General features: G+C 58.9%; 14 protein-coding genes and 1 pseudogene. 3 read left to right on the top strand and 12 right to left on the bottom strand.

Annotated features, from left to right (window positions below):
* Positions 1–6: 6 nt before the first annotated feature.
* On the bottom strand, positions 7–1,518 hold the full coding sequence (xdhA, locus tag AC3WLT_RS23805; RefSeq protein WP_492594135.1) for a xanthine dehydrogenase small subunit: 1,512 nt from the start codon (positions 1,516–1,518) through the stop codon (positions 7–9).
* A gap of 388 nt (positions 1,519–1,906) precedes the next feature.
* Between xdhA and AC3WLT_RS23810 the strand changes: the two genes are divergently transcribed.
* A complete protein-coding gene (locus tag AC3WLT_RS23810; protein ID WP_492594136.1) occupies positions 1,907–3,118 on the top strand; it encodes an MFS transporter in 1,212 nt (403 codons plus the stop codon).
* 63 nt (positions 3,119–3,181) lie between these two features.
* On the opposite strand, the gene AC3WLT_RS23815 is transcribed toward AC3WLT_RS23810, so the two are convergent.
* The 7 genes from AC3WLT_RS23815 to AC3WLT_RS23845 all read right to left on the bottom strand — a co-directional run bounded on the left by AC3WLT_RS23815 (position 3,182) and on the right by AC3WLT_RS23845 (position 12,437).
* A complete protein-coding gene (locus tag AC3WLT_RS23815) occupies positions 3,182–4,501 on the bottom strand; it encodes an oligosaccharide flippase family protein (protein ID WP_492594137.1) in 1,320 nt (439 codons plus the stop codon).
* A gap of 47 nt (positions 4,502–4,548) precedes the next feature.
* A complete protein-coding gene (locus AC3WLT_RS23820) occupies positions 4,549–6,312 on the bottom strand; it encodes a hypothetical protein (protein WP_492594138.1) in 1,764 nt (587 codons plus the stop codon).
* Positions 6,313–6,391: 79 nt separating this feature from the next.
* Positions 6,392–7,285, bottom strand: a complete 894-nt coding sequence (locus AC3WLT_RS23825) for a glycosyltransferase family 2 protein (protein ID WP_492594139.1) — start codon at positions 7,283–7,285, stop codon at positions 6,392–6,394.
* A gap of 138 nt (positions 7,286–7,423) precedes the next feature.
* The gene (locus AC3WLT_RS23830; protein WP_492594140.1) at positions 7,424–8,623 is read right to left on the bottom strand and encodes a hypothetical protein; all 1,200 of its coding nucleotides are present in this window, start codon (positions 8,621–8,623) and stop codon (positions 7,424–7,426) included.
* Positions 8,624–8,627: 4 nt separating this feature from the next.
* On the bottom strand, positions 8,628–9,728 hold the full coding sequence (locus AC3WLT_RS23835; protein WP_492594141.1) for a glycosyltransferase: 1,101 nt from the start codon (positions 9,726–9,728) through the stop codon (positions 8,628–8,630).
* A gap of 138 nt (positions 9,729–9,866) precedes the next feature.
* The gene (locus AC3WLT_RS23840) at positions 9,867–12,083 is read right to left on the bottom strand and encodes a GNVR domain-containing protein (RefSeq protein WP_492594142.1); all 2,217 of its coding nucleotides are present in this window, start codon (positions 12,081–12,083) and stop codon (positions 9,867–9,869) included.
* Positions 12,084–12,140: 57 nt separating this feature from the next.
* Entirely contained in the window at positions 12,141–12,437 is a 297-nt protein-coding gene (locus tag AC3WLT_RS23845) for a hypothetical protein (RefSeq protein ID WP_492594143.1), read from the bottom strand.
* A 1,687-nt stretch (positions 12,438–14,124) separates the two neighbouring features.
* Between AC3WLT_RS23845 and AC3WLT_RS23850 the strand changes: the two genes are divergently transcribed.
* Positions 14,125–15,021: a polysaccharide deacetylase family protein gene (locus AC3WLT_RS23850; RefSeq protein ID WP_492594144.1), complete on the top strand. Its 897-nt coding sequence runs from the start codon at positions 14,125–14,127 to the stop codon at positions 15,019–15,021.
* Positions 15,022–15,037: 16 nt separating this feature from the next.
* Positions 15,038–16,306 (top strand): glycosyltransferase, encoded by a 1,269-nt coding sequence (locus AC3WLT_RS23855; RefSeq protein ID WP_492594145.1) that lies wholly within the window; start codon positions 15,038–15,040, stop codon positions 16,304–16,306.
* On the opposite strand, the gene AC3WLT_RS23860 is transcribed toward AC3WLT_RS23855, so the two are convergent.
* The 4 genes and pseudogenes from AC3WLT_RS23860 to AC3WLT_RS23875 all read right to left on the bottom strand — a co-directional run bounded on the left by AC3WLT_RS23860 (position 16,303) and on the right by AC3WLT_RS23875 (position 19,667).
* Entirely contained in the window at positions 16,303–16,452 is a 150-nt protein-coding gene (locus tag AC3WLT_RS23860; RefSeq protein ID WP_492594146.1) for a hypothetical protein, read from the bottom strand. The two genes, AC3WLT_RS23855 and AC3WLT_RS23860, sit on opposite strands and share 4 nt — an antisense overlap.
* Positions 16,453–16,613: 161 nt before the next feature.
* Positions 16,614–17,077, bottom strand: a pseudogene (locus AC3WLT_RS23865) (polysaccharide deacetylase family protein); the annotation flags it as partial.
* Positions 17,078–17,125: 48 nt separating this feature from the next.
* Complete coding sequence (locus AC3WLT_RS23870; protein WP_492594147.1) at positions 17,126–18,379, bottom strand: NAD(P)-binding domain-containing protein; 1,254 nt, start codon at positions 18,377–18,379, stop codon at positions 17,126–17,128.
* Between the two features lie 97 nt (positions 18,380–18,476).
* Positions 18,477–19,667, bottom strand: a complete 1,191-nt coding sequence (locus tag AC3WLT_RS23875) for a carboxylate--amine ligase (protein WP_492594151.1) — start codon at positions 19,665–19,667, stop codon at positions 18,477–18,479.
* Positions 19,668–20,167 lie beyond the last annotated feature (500 nt).

Here is a 20,167-nt window from a genome sequence, read left to right on the forward strand (position 1 = left end):
GGCTTCTCAGGCGCTCGCCGCGGCGACCGCGCGAACGTCCAGCGCGCTCTTCGGCAGCGGATTGTGCGGACGCGTTTCGAGCCAGAAGCGGTACAGCGTGTTCTTCGCCGCTTCGAGGCGATAGTTGCTGGTGGCGCGCATGTCGGAAAGCGGCGCGTAGTCGTTGCCGAGCGCGAGCATCGCGGCCTGCGCGGTGGCTTCGTGCCATTCGGCGTCGCGCAGCACGGCCTCGGCGTGCGTCGCGCGCTTCGGCGTGGCGGCCATGCCGCCGAATGCGATGCGCGGCTCGCGGATCACGTTGCCGTCGGCGATGAACGAGAACGCCGCGCACACGGCCGAGATATCCGAATCGAAACGCTTCGAGAGTTTGTAGGTGCGGAATTGCAGATGTTTGCGCGCGCCGGTGCGCGTCGGCACCTTCAGCCCGACGACGAACTCATGCTCCGCCATGTCCTTCTTCTGATACGCGACGTACAGATCTTCGAGCGGCAGTTCGCGTTCGATCTCGCCGCCGCGCACGATCACGCGCGCGCCGAGCGCGATCAGGCCGGGCATCGAATCGCCGATCGGCGAACCGTTCGCGACGTTACCGCCGAGCGTACCCGCATTGCGGATCGGCAGCGACGCGAAGCGTTGCCACATTTCGGTCAGCTCCGGATACTGCTTCGCGATCTCCGCGTAGGCGTTCTCGACGGTGACGCCCGCGCCGATCTCGATCCAGTCGCCGTTGGTTTCGAGCTTCTGCATCTCCGCGATCTGGCCGACATAGACGATGTTGCCGAGCTCGCGCATTTGCTTGGTGACCCACAGGCCGATGTCCGTGCTGCCGGCGAGAATCTGCGCGGCGGGTTCGGCTTCCTTGATCTTCGCGAGCGCTTCGACCGTGCGCGGCGCGTCGAACTGCTGGCCGGCGTGCTGGTAGTGGAACGTGCCGGTGCGCTCGAGCGTGGCAAGCGTCCTGGCCAGCGCATCGACATTGACCGGCGCTTTCGGCGCGGGGGCTTCGAACATTCGGACGGCCGCGTCGACGATCGGCCGGTAGCCCGTGCAACGGCACAGATTGCCGGTCAGCGCATTGCTGATCGCTTCACGCGACGGCACGGTCCTGTTCGCGCAGCGATGTTCGTGGCCGTGCTTTTCGTACAGCGACCACATCGACATGACGAAACCCGGCGTGCAGAAACCGCATTGCGAGCCGTGACACTCGACCATCGCCTCCTGCACCGGATGCAGCGAGCCGTCCGGCTGACGCAGGTCTTCGACGGTGAAGAGCGCTTTGCCGTCGAGCGTCGGCACGAACTGGATGCAGGCGTTGACCGCCTTGAAGTCGACGCCGCCCTTCTCGTTGCGCTCGCCGACCACGACCGTGCACGCGCCGCAATCGCCTTCGGCGCAACCTTCCTTGGTGCCGGTGCAATGCGCGTCCTCGCGCAGATACTGCAGGACCGTGCGGGTGACGGGCGCGTCCTTGATCTCGCGGATCGCGTTGCGGTGGTAGAAGCGAATCGGCTCAGTCATGTGTCGTTACTCTCGAATGTTCTGTGTCCGTGGGACGTGCTGCGGTGACGGTTCGAAAACTATCACCGTCAATAAATACAACCCATAGCGGGGATCGCATGCGGGACATATCCGCAAAACGATATAGAGATAGGTTTGAGGCGCGGTTGGCTTATGTTGACCCAACAGTTTTGCCGTGTTTATTTAATTTATGCAGTTTTTTGGCCATTGGTTTGAGGGCGCACCACCGCGCTGGGGCGCAGAAATTGGCGGGTGCCCTGCGAAGACCGATCACTATATCCATCTGGCACCGTTATTCGGCCCGCGAAATTATTAAGCGACTCCTGCAAGAGAATCGGTTCCATGGGAAAATTGCGGCTTCCCGCCGTTTTCAAGTCTCGTTTTCCCCATGTCCACCGACTCAGCGACGCCTCGCAGCGAATATGCGACGACCATGCAGATCATTCCGGTCGTCTTTTTCACGTTTCTTTGCTACCTGACGATCGGAATTCCGCTCGCCGTGCTGCCCGGGTACGTCCACGACGACCTCGGTTACAGCGCGGTGCTGGCCGGCGCGGCGATCAGCGTGCAATACCTGGCGACGCTGGCATCGCGGCCGCTAGCAGGCCGCACGGCGGACACGCTGGGGCCGAAGCGGACGGTGTCGATCGGTCTGCTTGGCTGCGGCGCGAGCGGGATCTTCTTGCTGCTGGCGGTGTTGTGCGCACGCTGGCCGGTGTTGAGTCTGGTCTTGCTGGTGTGCAGCCGCCTCGTGCTCGGATTTGGCGAAAGCCTGTGCGGGACTGGCGCGATTCTGTGGGGGATTGGCCGGGTGGGCACGAGCAACAATGCCCGGGTGATTTCGTGGAACGGCATCGCCACTTATGGCGCGCTGGCTGTCGGCGCGCCGCTCGGGGTGGCGATCGCGCACACGGTTGGGTTTGCCGCGCTGGGTATTCTGGTGATTTTGCTGGCGGCGCTCGGGTTTTATCTGACCCGGCCGATGGCGCCCGTGCCGATCGTGCACGGCGAGCGGATGTCTTACCGGAGTGTGTTCACGCGGGTGTTGCCGCACGGGATCGGGTTGGCGCTCGGCTCCGCCGGGTTTGGGTCGATTGCCACTTTTATCACGCTGTTTTATGCGGCGAAGCACTGGCCGAATGCCGCTTTGTCGCTGACTGTTTTTGGCACGCTGTTTATCGGCTCGCGGTTGTTGTTCGCCAATACGATCAAGACCTACGGTGGGTTTCGGGTCGCTATTGCTTCTTTTTCGTTCGAGTGCGTTGGGTTGCTGATGTTGTGGTTGGCGCCTGAACCGCATATTGCCCTTGCTGGGGCGGCGTTGACCGGGTTTGGGTTTGCTCTGGTGTTTCCCGCTCTGGGTGTCGAAGCCGTCGGGCTCGTGCCGCCCGCCAGCCGCGGGGCTGCCTTGTCGGCTTATTCCGTGTTTCTCGACCTCTCGCTTGGCATTACGGGGCCGTTGGCCGGGTATATTGCCGGCGAGTTCGGCTATGGGTCGGTGTTTCTTTTTGCGGCGGTTGCCGCTGCCGCGGCGGTTGGGCTTTCTACGGTGCTTTATTTGCGGAATGCCAAGGTGACTAATTTGCCTGCGGCGTTGTGAATTTTCGCGGATCGGCGCGTGGCGCCTGTTCGTCCGCGCGGGCGGTGCGAGTCTTGTGCGTCGTCAATCCCTTTCGGCCGCCATCTCCTGTTTGAGCGTCTGCGCCCGTACCGCGATTCGACCGCGATTTATTCTCGTCGAAACACCGTACACCCCGATGAGCATGAACAGTTCCGTTGCGGCAACGGAGCATGCAGTCCCGACGCCGCCCCACAAATAGATGCAAACCGGAGCCTGAACGAGGTGGAACAGCGCGCCGTAAATATAAATTCTCTTCAGCAAAGACTGATTGCCTGACGCAATGATGGTGAGCATCACCTGCGTCGTCGTCATGCCGACGATCGCCGGCACGAAAACGAGGATTCTCAGAATCAGGAACGTCTCACCGAAAGCTTCGCCGAGAAATCTCGCCACGAACCACTCGCCCAGGACTGAAAAGCCGACCAGAATCAATATCGCCGAGGCGGCGAACGTGCCCGTGAACCGTCGATTGATCTTGTGCACAAAAGCGAGATCGCCACGCTCGTACGCCACGCATATCTTGGGAAAGAACGCCTGAATCGCGGGAGCGGTACACGCCCGAAGCGCATTTGTCAGCCTCTCCGCCGCCACGTAATATCCGACGGCGCTGGGACCGCTGATCATCCGCAACATGATGACGTTGGCGTACATGTACACGGACGTGAGCGCCGAGCCGAGGAAGATGTGATATGCATCTTTTGCTGCGGCAAGCACATCTGAAAGACGAATCCTGACGTTCAGCAATATCTCACGCTTCCAGATCAACGAGGCCGTCAGGATCGAGCCACAGACGAACGTCGGTGCATACTGCAACGAAGCCGCCAGGATAACGTCATCGTGGCTCTTAACGAGTAAAAACAGCGGGATCAGCAGACCAATTCTCGTCACCAACAGCGTACCCGCCAACACAGGCAGCCGCTGGGATCCCTCATAGAAACACCCAGGCGTGATGACGCTGCCCCATATGATCAAAGCGCCCAGCAGCGTGGCCCCCCGCTCGTCAGGAGACATGTGAGCTGCAAACGCCCATGCGACCAGCACCAGCGACGAAAGCACGGCGAGCATCGCCTTACCAATCGTCGCCGCCCAATATATCCGGTTCACCACTTCCGGCTGATCGAGATGAACGGCTACCTTGCGCGCACTACTGAGGCCGAAACCGAAGTCGACCACGACCAGCAGAATTTGCGAAATAGACTGCGCATAGCCAATCACCCCTAACCCGCCCGGCCCTAGTACATGTGAAAGATACGGTAACGTGACCAACGGGAGCACATAATTGAGCGCGTAGACCGAGTAAAGAGCGATGATTACGTTTCTCGTCGACACAATTCGTCCAGTTTCCAGTTCCTCGTCACGCAAATCCGTTCGAATAGTTCCATATCAATCGGCACCCGGCGCATCGCCTCTCAAGTTGAAAAGACAGAATACGACACGAAGCAAGGTTCGACCAGACCGATGTCGATCCTGTTATAACGATCGTCCGCGGGATTCGCTGCAAACACAGCGCTTTTCACCGCGTTACCAATGAGGTTGTTGACGATCGCCTTGTAGCCGCCGTCGGATGCATCGGTAGCGAAAAGAATTTCAGCCAGTTGCGCACGTGCTTCCGTGGCGGCTCTCACGACCACGCGGCCAGAGGATGCCCGTAAGACATTGACTGCGATCTGCGCCGTTTTCGGCGAAACCATCTGTTCGCCGCAATGCAGTGCCGATGCCACGCCGCCGCGCTCGAATCCGACGCCCAGATTCAGGCTCCGGACCAGATTGGTATCTTTGCCGCCGGCAAAGGAACCGCCGCCTGGATAGGCCTTGTTGAATCCGACGATCGTATCGCCCGACCGATCACCAAAATTTCCGTGAATCGCGATGCCGTCGAGCGGGGTGCTGCCGGACGTGGTTGAACTGCCATAGACGAACTGCGGGCCGTCACAACCGTCGTCATCGTCGTCCTTGCCATGCCGGAACCGGTTGCCGACGATCGTTGCGCCTTGCTGATAATCGATTTGAATGTGACAGCTACGGCCGGCCGGGACTTCAACATACGATGAGTGAGCCGGCTTTGAGAACTTCCAGCGGCCCAGCGATCCATTTCCGCCGCACCCGTTTCTCGAAAAGTAATTGCCGTTCACGACTTTCCCCCAATTGCCGCTTTTCATACAAACACCGGCAAATCCGTTCCGGTCTAACACCGCGCCGATGATGATCGATTCCGCCCCTAGCATGACCCCATATCGAGCGTTCCACTCCCATCTTCCGCCTATGACCTGCCAAAAGTTGTCGACCAGATCGGCACCGGCCGTGTGGCAGAACATGCCGACGCAATTGAGTAACGATCCGTCCGTGCTGCGCGCCGAATGGAAACCGCGGTCGCACATATACGCATAGCAACGCTCCACCGTCGATGTCACATTCAATTCGAAACCGGTTCGCGGCAGCCCCACGGCCGTACAGTGACGGGCGGCGCTCGCTTTTGAGAAGCGTATTCCGACGGGCGTGTTAGTCGTATGAGCCGGATAGTCGGCCAGGTAATAGATCACGAGCGCGTAATGTGCCGGCCGAACCTGCAGATGTTCCGCATTCGACGCCACCCCTAGCGTCAGCACAGCCGACGATGGGCCGCCGGGATCTTGCCTCTCCAGCACCGTTGCGGCCGATGCGACACCGCTTATCACCGTATATTCTCCGCCTCCGTCACCACGCAATTTCGAGCCGGCCGCCGTCGTCAATTCACCTCCATACCGCCATATGCCACGAGGAATATAAAGGCCACGTGCGCCGCTCGCGAAGGCCGCCGCCAGATCGGCACCACAATCGTAGGTGGACGTGCCCCGCTGGATAGCAGCGAACTTGCGCGGGTCGACGAAGCGGGCGAGGCTCACCTCCTGCCCCGCCACGATGTCGCTGATCGTCTTCAGATAACTGGGCGCGACCGGGTCCTGAAGCGGATGTCCCTGCACATAAGCGGCGATCTGCCTGATCTTCCCCTCCCGAGCGACGCCGCCGCGCGAAATGCTCAACGCGTCGTTGCCCAACAGGTCGTCGGCTATGCCGGGCGTTGCGCTTGCGCGCGCGAATGCGTCCCGCTCGCGAAGCGCGTTGTTCGACGCGCGCACGAGGCGAGTGTCGGCTGTCGTTGCACCGGCCCCGGCGAGGCCGCCGAGCAGGAACATCTTGATTGCCTGCCGCCGGGTCTTCATCCCATGGCCCTTATCATAAAGTTTCCTCTTCTGTTCGCACGGCGAAATGTCGTCACTCCGCGGCTTGCGACTGCTCCGATGCCGGGCGCATGTCGATCGGTATCGGCTGCGGCTTTCCGCCGCGTATCAATCCCTTGACGCCGGGAGGCTTGAAGAGAGGCACGTGGTACTTGCGGCTGAACCGCCAAAGGCTGTTTATGTGCCTTCGGCCTGCCTTGCTCAGAAACCCCGAAGCAGACGCCCGCTGATGTTCATGGGTAAGCCTCGCGCCCGGCACACAGAGCACGCGGTAGCCCGCTTGCCATATCCTCGCGCAAAAATCGACGTCTTCCATGTACAGGAAAAAATGCTCGTCCATCCCTCCCAGATCTCCGTACAAGCTGCGACGAACGATAAAGCCCGTCCCCACGACCCATTCGGCCTCGAACGGTGTGCCCGCCTTCCACGCTTCGCGCATTAAATGGTCGTCTATTCTGCGCTTGAACGCATCCAGCCGGCCAAGGAGCGAACGCCTGCTCACAATGTCGAGCAACGAGTAGAATCGCCGCGCCGAGAACTGCCGTTCGCCATCCGGATAGATCAGATCAAGACCGACGAGCCCCACATCGACCTCGTTTCTCAACAACGTGACCACGTTTTCCAGAGACGCGTCGACGAAGTAAGTGTCGGGGTTCAGCACCAGGACCAGTTCTCTCGCACACCCGACCATGCCGAAGTTGACGCCGGCCGCAAACCCGCGATTTATCGAAGCCCTCACGAGGCGAATCCCGGCCGGCAACGTTTCTTTCAAATAAAAGAATGAATTGTCCGTGGAAGCGTTATCCACCACGACAATATCCTCGTGACCGGCAATCGACGAATCGAGCACAGATTTCACGCAATTTCGTACCAGCTTCGGCGTGTTGTAGTTGACGATGATCACGCTAAACATTCCGATCAAGCTCATTCTCACCTCCTGCAAGGCATCAGGCTTTCGTGGAATCCCCCCGTGATCAAACAGACTTCTTCTTTTCCGTGCGAAGCGCCGCGCCATCGCGCGGCAAGACCGCAAATCCGTTCCGGCACGAATAGGTGCGCGCAATTACTAATTTCGACGCGGTCCGCCTCCGGCATCAAACACTGGCAGCGTCATCAGGAGGAACACAAACGGAATGACTTCTATCGATTGATAGAAAAGCGTTTGCAATAAAGCAGACCATACGCAAAACGTTATCTTGCTATCCTGACTAACCAGCTTCGTAATGGATATGAGCAAGCCGTAGTACAAGATGGTCCCTATCAGGCCGATGTTCAAAATCTGCTGAAGCAGGCTCGATTCGACAATGTAGTATTCGTTCTTTAGAGAATCCGGCGCCGAGTTCGTGACGAGCCCGAAGTACGACCCGGCAATCAGGTTGACGGGCAACGCCAACGCAGCGGCCTTGTCCCATGCTTCAGTGCGGTCGTCGTTACCTTCCGACGATAAGTTGGTCGCTCCCACCATTCTTTGCGCTCCGACGCTCACGAGGCTATCGCTCCTATCGCCGTTCGCTCCACCGAGAACAACGATCGCCGCGCTAGCGAGCAATCCGGCCATGATCAATTTCGGGTTTTTCGTGAGAAGTCCGATGGGCTCCTTGACGAACGCGAGAGCGAACGTGCCCAGGATAATCAGCATTCCGCTTCTGGACAGGGAGGAGAAAATGCATGCCGTCAGCACCGCACAGGCGAGCGCGGACAGCTTTCTCCCGTGCGCCAGGTAATCGGCCGCGCACAACGACGCGACGATCGCTATGAAGAGCGGGTAGTGCAGATAGCTGCCTGTCAGAGACGGCACACGCAGGTTGTCAAACCCGTATGTCGTACCGGGCAGCACGACAGGGAAGGCGCCTTGCTGCTGGGCCACGGCAATGCCGGCCTCGATGAGTGCAATCAACACCAGGCCCGCATAGGCGACTCCCGGCCGGATGAACCGCTTTCGATGATTCGATACGGAATAGAAATAGATAAAAACCGTGAACGCAAGCAGAAACACATAGGAGAATCCGAACACGCCAGTTTCAGCAAGCGTGATCACAATCGATACGGCGACGGTGAAGACCAGACCCGCGACGAACCAGAACGACCAGGTTCCCTCCCGCCGGAAGTAGGCGCTCAACGCTGAAGGCGAGATGTACCACATGAGCAGTGCGACGATGCCGCCGACCTGGACCACATATGCCGCGCTCTTTCCTATTTCGAACTCCAGCACTCCGCGAATGGCGCAGAGCACGACAGCGAGCAAATAACAGATCGTCGCGATCATTTCTTCACGCCTGACATGCCTCGGCGGCGTCGACATTTTGCTCGCCCCTCAAGTAGATTCGCTCAATTACGTCTGCAAACTCGTCTATTTCGCAGACAGTGAGCAAAGTCCCGTCGTGATCCACGCCTTCCGCGCCCAATGGCGTCGAGACAACCGGAAGCCTCGCTGCCAGCATTTCCAGTGTCTTCAACTTGACGCCCGCACCCGATAGCAAAGGCACCACGCCGATAGCGGCGGCTTCGAAATATGTGCTCGGGTCGTCCACGAATCCCGTGACGCAAATATCGTCGCTGTTCAATCGCTTGACGCGATCGCTCGGGTTCGAGCCCACCACGAACAATTTGAGCGGCAGGCCGCGCCGGCGCAGCGGCAAAAACGTCGAGTCGATGAAGTTGATCAGCGCCTCTTCGTTCTCCTTGCGCTGCATCGCCCCCCAAAACAATATGTGTCCCTTCTTCACGGTTTCCTTCGATCGCCTGACCGCCTTCACAAAAGCAGACAGCGATACCGGGACAACCTGCAGCGTGCCGGCGCCCGGATAGAGCGCTTGTATCAGTTGCGCATCCTTGTTCGACAACACCAACACCTTGTCCGCCAGCTTCAGCAGACGTTGTTCGAGCTCGAACGTCTGCCTGGCGAACAACCACCCCTCTATGCTCCTGATCCTGAGCACGACCTGAATCTGCACATCATGGACACCCATGACCAGCGCGATGTCGTTACCGAATCTGCGCCGCAGATCTCGCGCGTAGGTAAAGCACTGAGAGAACTCCAGCCGCACCGAGTCATATCCGTTCTTCTCGACGAGGTCACCCAGAAAATCGCCGATCGATTTTTTATACCTTGTATAAAAGCGCGGAGTGAAATTCAGTGGGCTCGCGATGAACGGCGGAATCATGTCCAACCTGCTCACACGCTTGACGTAGACACGGCCCACGTTCGCACGGAACTCGATATCCTTCTCCTCGATCGCGACTTGTGAAATGATGACCACATCAACGTCCGATTCCGCGCACAGTTTGGTCAAATAGTCGAAAGCGAGGCGGTGGCCAGCCTGCGGCGCGTTTTTCTGAGGTAGAAAAGGTGTGACAAATAGCTGTTTCATTCGACTAACCCCTTCCCTCTTCTTGCGGACAGTCAGCGGTCGCCGCCGAAAGATTCCTTCGCGTGGTCGTGTTCGAATCAGGCAAATCGCCCGCTTCACTATTCCGTGCCGATCGCCGAACAAGCGATTTTCCCGGTTTCATCTTTCGTACGGCTTGTAGATATAGCTCGCATATCGATAGCGCCCGTAGCCGTAGCTATAGCGTCCCGGTCTCAGGCGCAACCCGTTGACGATGACGCCGCGAACCGGCAGTCCGATCTTCTCCAGTTGCCGGGCGGACTCGCGCAGTTCCCCAATCCCGGTGATGCCTTGCCGCGCAACGAGGAACGTGGTGCCCGCCACGCACGCGAGACGCGACGCATCCGCGGCCGAGAGAATCGGCGGCCCGTCGAGCAGCACGACGTCATACCCTGCGGCGAGCCGACTCAGCAGCACTTCCAGTTTTGCGTTCGAGAGCACATCGCTCGGACTCGCGACCTGCCCTCCGCTCGCAAGGAAATCGACACCCGCGAAGCGGGTCGCCCGGATCACTTCGTCGGCGCGCAACGTCCCCTGTATCAGGTCCGACAAGCCAGGACCGCGGTCGCCGCCGAGATGATGATGCAAGAAGCCCCTGCGCATATCCGAGTCGACGAGCAGCACGCGCTTGCCCGACGCACCGACGACGGCGGCGAGGTTCAACGCGACGAACGACTTCCCGATACCGGGCGTTGGGCCGGTGATAAGCACGATGCGATTGCGCGCCGCGAGCATCGTGAACTCGAGAGCGGTGCGAAAACCGCGCAGGCTTTCGATCGCCGGATCGATCGCTGATTCGCTGGCCAATACGAGGCTCTCCGATTCCGGGCGGTGGCGCCGATGCGCGAGCTTTTTCTCTTGCCGGCTGTATGGAACGCTCGCATAGACAGGCAAGTCCGTGCGCAACTCGATCTCGTACGGGTCGTCGATCGCATCGAAGAGACGCTGGCGCGCCAATACAGCGACAACCCCTGCGAACAACCCCAGCATCAGCGACGCGAGGATGATGAGCGCGCGTTTGGGCCGGATGGGCGTGTCAGGCATCGCAGCCATATCGACTATTCTGACGTTGCCGACTTTCCCCGCCTGGATGAGCTTCAGCTGTTCGAGCGTGTTTCGCAACATCGTGTCCAGTTCAGTGCCCACTTGCACATCGCGCTGCAAGCGCAATACGTTTTGCTCGAGCGGAGGCAACAATTCCGTTCGTTTCGCGATTTGCGCGGTCTCCTGTTGCGAGGTTTGCAACTGAGCCTCGATCGATTGAATCGCGGGATGCTGTTCGGTGAAGCGTGTGAGCAATTCCTTGCGCTTCTGCTCAAGTTCGACGCGCCGCGTCTGAGTGGCGACCGAGAGCTGCAGCAGATTTGCCGCCTCTTCGTCGAGGTCGATCGTCCCGTGCTGCGCGCGAAACTTGTTGAACTTGGTCTCCGATTCAAAGAGCTGTTGCTTCATCTCCGGCAACTGCAACTCAAGAAACCGGATCGAGCGCTCCGCCTCCTCCGATTTACGTTTTACGTTCTGGCCCACATACTCGGCGGCAATGGCTTCCAGAATGGCGCTGATTTTTTTCGGATCGGTACCCTCGAGCGACACGCCGATGACGTCAGACTCCTTGCCTTTTTCAGCGATCGAGAGCTCGCTGCGCAGCTTCTCCGTCGTCGTCAGTGCAGAAAAGCGCCGCAACTCGAACGTGGCGCCCGGCTTCGCGTCAATTTTCTCGACCAGCAGCGCGAGCGGACCGTAGGCAGTCGTCGCGTTCAGCACTTCCCCGACGGTGCCGTGCAGCTCGATCTTGCCGTGCCGGATCTGATAGTTCAGTCCGTCGCCCTTCGTCAATATGAACGGGCTGTCATAGAGTTTCTCCGCCACGTCGAATTTCGCAACATCGATGTGCTCGTTGCCCCAGACGTAGCCCCGCGGGCCTGGCGTCGACCACTGCTCCGAGTGCCGGCCTATCCAGCGTCCGATAACGGGAAAATAGCGCGGAGAGGCGTCGATGAAGAGGTTGAGCTTGTCCACCGCACCGCCCACCACCATCCGCGAGCCGAGCACCTGGGTTTCGCCGGACGCCGCCGTCTTGACATCGAACATCGCGGAAAGGTCGCCCAGAACATTCTTCGTCGTCGTATTCGCGTTCTCCTCGACCTGCACGAGGACATCCGCGCGGTAGACGGGTTGAGAAAAGAATGCATAGCCGACGCCGATGGCCAGCACCACTGCCGTCGTGACGGCAATCAGCTTCCGGCTGTCATAAAGCACATCGAGATAATTGGCGAGCCGCGCCGGTCGATATTCGTCAGGATCTATGTTATCGAGCGATGTGCTGCTTCGGTTCATGCTCGTTCTCCAATAGTCGACGGTTTTCCACTTTAGACAAGCGCCGGGACCAGCGCGTCACCGCTGCCACTGACCGGTCGCCGTCCGGTGAACGGCCGCCGTTTTCCGTGAAGCCACTACCCGATTGATCGCCTCGGGTAACTTCATCGGCAAATCGTTGGGGATCCGACTGCCGGGATTGCGCACTTCCCCATCGACATAAACACGTTTGCTGCGATAAGCCTGAATGCGTAATGTCGCCTGCGCATTCCTGATATAGTCGCCTTGCCGGATCGGACCGACATAGGCGAATTGCGCCACATCACCTGTTTTGTGTGACAGCGCATATGCTAATTTGCTTCGATTTCCTAACATCACATCAAATGCATTCGCATGGAGGCCAAAATATTCTTATTCCGCGCCTTCCGCCTCTTGATCGTTCGTCTGATCTTCAGCGTTCCGACGACATACCAGCCACTTAACCGTACGCTCGCCCGAAAATGAAAAAACGACTCGCATCCGCTCTGTTGATATCGCTGGCCGCTCAAAGCGCGTCCGCTCAAAGCATTCCGTCCGTTACCGCGCCCCACTATGTACCGCATTACGTCGAAAAGCGTTCGCAGTTCGATGTGATGAGCCCGCGCCCCGCGAGTGGCACTACTGTCTACAGAGCCGATTCGACCTTCACTCCGCACGCGGACGGTCATTATCTTCCGCCCCCCATCAACACCGGATCGCAAAACAATCGTGTAAAACGTGCGCGCCCGCGCCTTACGCAGCCCACCCACTCCGCGGCCTCAGCGGCTGCGGCCGGCTCTTACAGCAACGATCTATGGAATGCAGATCAGACCTACGCGTCTCCCCAGACGTCCGACCCATACAGCACGCGCTAGCAATGACAGAAGCGTGAAGAGGTTCGGATTCAGCCCTTTTCGCCGAAACGGTGGCCTCTTACGGCCCGGCCGATCACGAGTGGCTCGGCACGGCGGCAATGTATACCCGATGAGTTGCGTCTCGTCCGCGTCTGCTTCTACACAAACGTTCACGGGTTGCGCATACCATCGTTCTTCCAAGTTGCTCGACGTGCAATCGATCGCTTTACGTTGCGGAGCAGGCTATCGTTAGCCTCGGCATCTCTCATCTGAATAGGCCCCTTTCTTTTGAATAGATAGTATTCAAACTGGCGGCTATCGGAACGTTCGCCAGCGCACATAAAAGCCGATCGGCGCTTTTCTCGCATCAGACCATTACGGATTACTAAAAAGCAATTCGCCAGATGAAAGATTCCTGTCGTTCTGAATCTTGTTTCTTCTTGCGATCAACGCTTTCGCGTGAACGCCGTGCGCGTACGCAACGCTTCGAGCGGAAGAATCACGGGCCGGCCGTTCTCGAAGTACGGTGGCGAGGGGTTGTAATAGACCAGATGGTAGTCGTGCCGATGACTCACTCTCAAGAGTTGGAGCCTCTGGGAAACCCGGCGCGGTTCACCCGCATTCCACACGCGTGTCTTGACAAACTCCGGATGAACGGTGGATGACCGCCTGTTCTCCGTTTTCGTCCGGCATTGTGCGGCTGCGCACCGATTGCACTGCAACGTGTCCCTAGACTCGTTTATGCAGCATAACAGCCGGGCTTTTAGCCATTTAAGCGAGAACACGTTCGTCGATTGCCATAAAGGAGTGCTGTGTCGATCCCGGTGGTGTCGGGTTGGCTAGTCTATAAAAAACTGATTTGCGCATCGCCGCTGACGGCGGTCGCGATCGAATTTCCTTCGATCAATCGCTGACCGAACGGCCGCTAATGACGGTTTCGGAAGTTTGCTTACAAACGGACGAAAGAAGGAATCGATGCTATGGCGAACGCATGCGGCCCTGACAAAGACGTGGCAGTCGTCGTGCTGCCGCCGAGAAAGTCGAGTGGGCCGCAAGCGAATCGCCTATCGCCAGCCCGACGAAGCAGCGAAGGGGCACCTCATAGGAAATCGTCCTGATGACCATGCATTCGGTGCGATTCGAACACGATGCTTCCGGCAACGGCGTTCGCACCAGTTCTTTCGAAACACATGGAGGCGGCGTTGACACGGCGTAAGGAGTTACTGAAAGAGACGTTTGCAGAATTCGTCATTCGTACGGGCGTTGCCCGCATAACGCGCGCATGGCTTTGGCGCGAACGCGTGGCGGTCTTGCTCTACCACGATCCCGATCCGGACACGCTCGACCGACATCTCACGTACCTTCGAACGATATGCGACCTCGTGCCGCTCGAAGATATTGCCCACGCGGGCACGGGCCGACCGCGCGCAGCCATCACGCTCGACGATGGGAATGCAGGGAACGCAAAGCTGCTGCCCGTTTTCATCCGTCACAACGTGCGCCCCACGATCTTTCTATGCAGCGGCATAGTCGGCCGACCTCGCAGGCATTGGTGGTTGCATCCGGGCGTCGAGCGGGCGGGGGTCGAGCGCCTGAAGCGGCTGACGAATATCGAGCGGCTTGCGGAGCTTGGGACGTACGGCTTTCACCAGGATGGTGACGATCAAGCGACCGGTTTGAGCGTCGAGCAGCTCAAAGCGATGCGGCCTTTCGTCGATTTTCAAGCGCATACGCGATTTCATCCGATCCTCACGCGCTGCGGCGATAGCGAATGCGAAGATGAGATTACGATCTGCAAGCGTGAGATTGAGGCGCTCATGGGAAAAGCGTGCGAGCACTTTGCTTATCCTAATGGCAATTATGACAAACGCGAAATCAATCTCGTCAAAGCGGCGGGATACAAGAGTGCGCGTACATGCGACATCGGATGGAACGATGGCAAGGGCGATCCGTTCCGCCTGCGGACGATCCATATCGACGATCACGCAACGACGCGGTGGTTCGCCGCGCAATTGACCGGCATTCCGATGTTCCTGCGATATCTGCGGCAAGGTGGTGGATGGGCGGGCCGCTTTCGGCAATTTTGACTGCGCGGTCCGCGCCATGGCGATCATTGAGAGGTGGGAACTCATCCACCTTTGCGATGGATCTGCGCTGTTGAAAAAGGATGAACACATGCAACGATGCAGAGTCCTGGTCATCAACGATCTGGTCGAAAAGGGTGGTGCCGAAGTCGTCTACCGGCAATCGGCAGACCTCTTGAGCGCAATGCCGGGCGTTGAAGTAGAACGCTTCGATGGAAGCCAGTTCGAGGTGCGGCCCTCGATGCTGTCAAAAGCGTGGAATTTGGCGGCAGCACAGGCGCTCGGCAAGACCATCGCGGCGTATCAGCCGAATCGGGTACTTGTCCACAACTACCATAACTTGCTATCGGCGTCGGTCCTCAGCGTGATCGAGCGATATAAGCACGATTTCGGCTACCGCACGTATCACGCGTGTCACGACTACCATCTCGTCTACTACAATCCCGCGATGCATTACTATGCAGACGGCCACGCCGTGACCTTGCCGCTCGACGTACTGCGCACGCGCGAAGCCCTCCTCCTTCGTGCTACGGAGAAAGGCGTCTTGCACGATCTGCTGACGAAGGCGTACTGGCACGCGATGCGCACGATATACAGACCGCAGCGCGTGTTCGATTGGATAATTTGTTCATGCACCTTCATGCAAGAGGCACTGCGCCGGAGCGGAATCAACAACACAGTCGTCTTGTTCAATCCGTCCGCGGTTCCGAGGGTGCGGAGCGCGCGGACAGTCCGCGATCGAGACAGATTCAATCTTGCATACGTCGGACGGATTACCCACGAGAAGGGCCTCGCGCATTTCATCGAGCTCGCGCAGGCGGCGGATTTCGCGCACATCGAGTGTCTCGGTGTCTATGGCGAGGGCCCTGACCGCAGCGTGATCGAACAGCGCTACGCGTCACTTGTCGAGCGGCGCAAATTGGTGTTTTTCGGGAGCTTGCCGCAGGATCGGCTCTTTTCAGAATTGGAACGCTTTGCCGATGCAATCGTTGTGCCGTCTCTCGCTGCCGAGAATGGGACGCTTGTCATCATCGAGGCTGCGATGCTTGGACTTCCCGCGCTCGTGCGCGCGGCCGGCAGCTTGGTGACCGCGGCGAGCACCGTGGGCAACAAAATCATGTTCAGCAGCGATCCTCAGAGTCTGCGGATGGCGCTGGGTGAGCTCGCCGTACATCTCGCGACGCCCGGGCGAACGTATAACGTTAGCGAATACCTGCCTGAGCGCTACGCAGAGGGTCTTGCGCAGATCATGCAAATCGGCGAGTGGCAGGAATCCCACTATTCCTAGACCCTCTCAAGAAACCCAGCGACGACGAATCGACTATCGTCGATGCGCTCGACATTGACACTGGATAATGTACTCAACAGGTCTGCGGATTGTTGATAGACAACCTCCGCGCCGCCCATGCGCAGAAAATCGTTGATCAGCAACACCCTGCAGCGCTCCATGTCCCCCTTTCTTTGAATGCACAAATGCAATCACGCAAAACATGGACGGTATCGGCGGTGATTTATCGCTCGGAAAATACTAGCGCGTCGCGTTCGACGGCTATGTTTGTCAGCACACGTAGCGGCAACATGACGGCAACGCACCATCAAAACTGAGGAAACCGTCCTCTCCAACCGCCACCTTCCTTCAGGTAACGCAAGAAGAACGGGATGCCGGTCAATTGCGCCACAAACCGCCGTTCACACCTGTCGTCGACGATGATCGTGCGCAGTCGAAACGGGTCGCTATGGTGATCGTTCCAACCGATATCGTATGTGCGCGCACTCTTGAATCCCGCCGCTTTCACGAGACTGATTTCGCGATCGCCATAGTTGCCGTTCGGGTAGGCAAAGTGCTCGCAGACATTGCGCAGCAGAGCCTCGATCTCACGCTTGCTCTTGCCAATTTCGTCTGCGCATTCGATATCGCTGCGACGGGTCAATACGGGATGAAACCGCGTATGAGCCTGAAAGTCCACGTGCGCACGCATGGCTTCCATTTGCTCGATGCTGAGGCCGGTCGCCGCCGATCGTCGACGTCCTGGTGATAACCGTATGCCGCGAGTTCGGCAAAACATCGGAACGTCAAGGACCGGGCGGATTGCCTGAAAGGATGCGGCTAATCGCCCGTTCGCTCGGGCATGGAGGCTTCGCCGGCGGACCACACGTCTTCTCTCGCGCCCGCTTTCAACGAATCGGCTATATGCCGCGCCACGCAGGGCGCAGCGTGCTTGGTTCCGTAGACAAAACGCATGACGGGCCCAAAACTGTGAGCGGAAGCCGGGCCGATTACATAGAGGCCGCGAACCTGTGTTTCGAAGTGGGATGTGAGTTCGGGCAGCCCACCGTTGACCGAAATCGCGTCCACGATTTCCTTCGATAGAAACTCGTGCTGTCTCATATCGGTCTTGAAGCCTGTCGCGGCAATGACATGGTCGGCGGCGACGAACGATTCTTTCTTCTCGCTCATCACGCGCAGGATGACCTGATCGTTGTCGATAGCGGCAGAGCGAACCTCCGTCCGAAACGAGATCTTCACCTTGTCGACGACGCGATCGCGCAGCCACCAGGCGCCGGACGCTCCATATGACCTCTCCATGATCTGTTTGCGCCGCCCGTGATCGAGCATGTGGAAAAGGCGCGGATATTCAGACAGGAAGAGCGACCGCCAGCCTCGTCCGAGGCCCGCGTCGGGATGCGCAAGCCTGGATAGGATGCCGCGCGAAGCTTCCGGTCTTGCATGCCATATCACGCCCGCTTCGCGCATGAGCACGTGAACACGCGATCCCCGCTCGTGCAGCAGCGCGGCGAGTCCCAGCGCGGACTGTCCGCCGCCGACAATGACGACGTCTTTGCCTTGCGCCCATGCGAGGTCCCCATATAGCGCCGAATGAGACGCGTAGCGCTCAGGCAGGCCTTGCAGTGCGAGAGGTGTTTGCGCGAACCCTTTGAGTCCCAAAGCGATCACCACCTTGCGCGCGACGAGAGAGCGGCCGTCGCTCAGCGCCAATTGAAAGTTCCCGTCGATGCGTCGCAGATTGACGACGTCGACCGCCTGGATATCGCCGACGAGATTCGACTGAAACCAAAGTGCGTAGTCCACGAACGTCTCGAGCGGCAGCGCAATGCCCATCGGCTGATAGCGCAGACCCTTCTGGCGGCAATAGTCCTCGAGCGTAAATCCGCATTGCGGCGCATGAAGGTTCGAAGCGAACGCCTCGGAACGTAGGAGCATGCCGGGCGGCATGAAGTTGATCCAGGCGCGCATCGGCTGCCCGAGAATCTGATGGGCCACACCCGCGGCTCTCAGGTGTGCGGCCAAAGACGACCCATAGGGCCCTGCGCCAATGATGGCGGTGTCGGTCAAGGACATTGATCATCTCCATCCAGGGACGGCATTCACGGCTGCAAAGCGCCCATCCGCGAGGCCAGCGTCGCGAAACGCGACACGTTGTCAAAGCCAGCCCACGCTAAGCTTTCACTTGCAGCGATTTGGGTACTTTGATCGCCTTCCACCTGCGCTTCATGCGTCGCAGTGGACTGAGCAGGCAATAAAACTGCAGTGCCGGAAAGGGGTCGCTCCAGCGAAAATATCCGTCGACGATCTTCGTGCGCTCGCGCAGCAGATGAGGCGGCGCGCGGTCGGCAAACGTCGCGCGCCACGCGACCGGTACCCGGCACGATCGGTCAGGTACGGGCGGCAGTCCGAGTTCATGTCGGTAAGCGGCAAGCGGAATATTGACCCCGCACAGCGTGGCGATTTCTTCCTGCCAGTCCGTACGGCCGACCGTCGGCTCGACCATCACGAACTGCCTGTAGTTGTCGTCCCACTTGTATTCGATGCTGCCCATGCCGTCGAAGCCGGCCCGCTCGGCGAACGACAATGTCAGCGGCTCGAGTACTTCGCGCGCTTCGGGTGCGGCAACGCATATGGCTGTATTACCGACACCGGGCGGGGAACTGAGAACCTTGCGCCCGGTAAAGATGCTGATCACGCGCCCACCGCTGCCCCGATAGAAAAGCGTGAAATGGATGTTGCTGTCGGGCCCCTCGATCCACTCCTGCGCCACGATGCCGCCGGGCGAGGCCAGCATGGCGGTAGCCCGCGCCCGTGCAGCGCTGAGAGAGTCGACGCGCACCGTGCGCTCCTTCTCGCCCCTCAATACATTGCGTTTGTCGTCCGGCTTCAGCACGCACGGATAGCGTAACTCCGACAGACATTCAATGTCGGACAGTTTCTCGAGAATCACGGACCGCGGAACCGGAAAGTCGTGCTTCAAGGCGAAGTCGTGAAATCTTGCCTTGCTGGACAACATCTTGACGGTGTCGTCCACCGGAAGGCGGAAACGAAACCAGTTGGAAAGCGCTTCGCGATTTTCCGACACCGCATGCACCGCGTCTTCGTCGGTCAAAATGAGAACTGGAGGCTGATCGAACCTTTTGCCGAGTTCGATCATGTCATCGGCAAAAGCTTTTCCGATAAAGCTTTTGATGCAGTGACCGCGGACGTAGCGGCACCACATTCCGGCACGAATAGTCTTCGTATCGACGGCTATGACCGGAACGTGCGCACAGGCGAGCGACCTCGCCACGCCGAGTCCGTTGAGCTCGGCGCCCACGACGACCCCTACCATTTGATTAGAACCGTATCCGCCCGCCATAGTATCGATTCCTTGGTCGTCGTATGTACGTGAGCCTTCGAAACCATCGCTGGAAATCGCGCGATCGATAACTGAATCGGAGTAGAAATCCAACTGCCGCCTCGTTAAGGGCGCGCTGGCGTACAAGCTTTGACGCGGCACGGAAACCCCGCTCGCGCGCGGCCGGCGCGTCGTGGCACGTGCCGTCTCTCAAACGATGAGTATTTCTCCGTACCGCGGCTTGAGCCTCCTGCTGTTCGCTAACTCTACGGGCGTAGCGGCGTCCCGCTTTGTGCGTAGACGCACAATCGCCGATAAAAAATCGGGAGGAGAATCGTGTCGCAGTCGACTGGAAGCAGCAACCCGCCGCACCAGTTAAAAGGCGCGATTTATCGCGCCTTTTCTTTTGCCCTTGACCCGTCCTGAAATGGGTTGACACTTTTTCCGCCCCTGGAAGGAGAGTCAATTGGAATCAGGGATCAAGCGAACACAGCGGGACTACAGCCTGGCCTTTAAACTGT

Source organism: Paraburkholderia sp. FW306-2-2C-D06C (assembly GCF_058781505.1).

What these genes read in the sequence shown, in the direction of transcription:
- xdhA (WP_492594135.1), bottom strand. Translation starts at nt 1,518, where the DNA reads ATGACTGAGCCGATTCGCTTCTACCACCGCAACGCGATCCGCGAGATC.
- AC3WLT_RS23810 (WP_492594136.1), top strand. Translation starts at nt 1,907, where the DNA reads ATGTCCACCGACTCAGCGACGCCTCGCAGCGAATATGCGACGACCATG.
- AC3WLT_RS23820 (WP_492594138.1), bottom strand. Translation starts at nt 6,312, where the DNA reads ATGTTCCTGCTCGGCGGCCTCGCCGGGGCCGGTGCAACGACAGCCGAC.
- AC3WLT_RS23825 (WP_492594139.1), bottom strand. Translation starts at nt 7,285, where the DNA reads ATGAGCTTGATCGGAATGTTTAGCGTGATCATCGTCAACTACAACACG.
- AC3WLT_RS23830 (WP_492594140.1), bottom strand. Translation starts at nt 8,623, where the DNA reads ATGATCGCGACGATCTGTTATTTGCTCGCTGTCGTGCTCTGCGCCATT.
- AC3WLT_RS23835 (WP_492594141.1), bottom strand. Translation starts at nt 9,728, where the DNA reads ATGAAACAGCTATTTGTCACACCTTTTCTACCTCAGAAAAACGCGCCG.
- AC3WLT_RS23840 (WP_492594142.1), bottom strand. Translation starts at nt 12,083, where the DNA reads ATGAACCGAAGCAGCACATCGCTCGATAACATAGATCCTGACGAATAT.
- AC3WLT_RS23845 (WP_492594143.1), bottom strand. Translation starts at nt 12,437, where the DNA reads ATGTTAGGAAATCGAAGCAAATTAGCATATGCGCTGTCACACAAAACA.
- AC3WLT_RS23850 (WP_492594144.1), top strand. Translation starts at nt 14,125, where the DNA reads ATGGAGGCGGCGTTGACACGGCGTAAGGAGTTACTGAAAGAGACGTTT.
- AC3WLT_RS23855 (WP_492594145.1), top strand. Translation starts at nt 15,038, where the DNA reads ATGGCGATCATTGAGAGGTGGGAACTCATCCACCTTTGCGATGGATCT.
- AC3WLT_RS23870 (WP_492594147.1), bottom strand. Translation starts at nt 18,379, where the DNA reads ATGTCCTTGACCGACACCGCCATCATTGGCGCAGGGCCCTATGGGTCG.
- AC3WLT_RS23875 (WP_492594151.1), bottom strand. Translation starts at nt 19,667, where the DNA reads ATGGCGGGCGGATACGGTTCTAATCAAATGGTAGGGGTCGTCGTGGGC.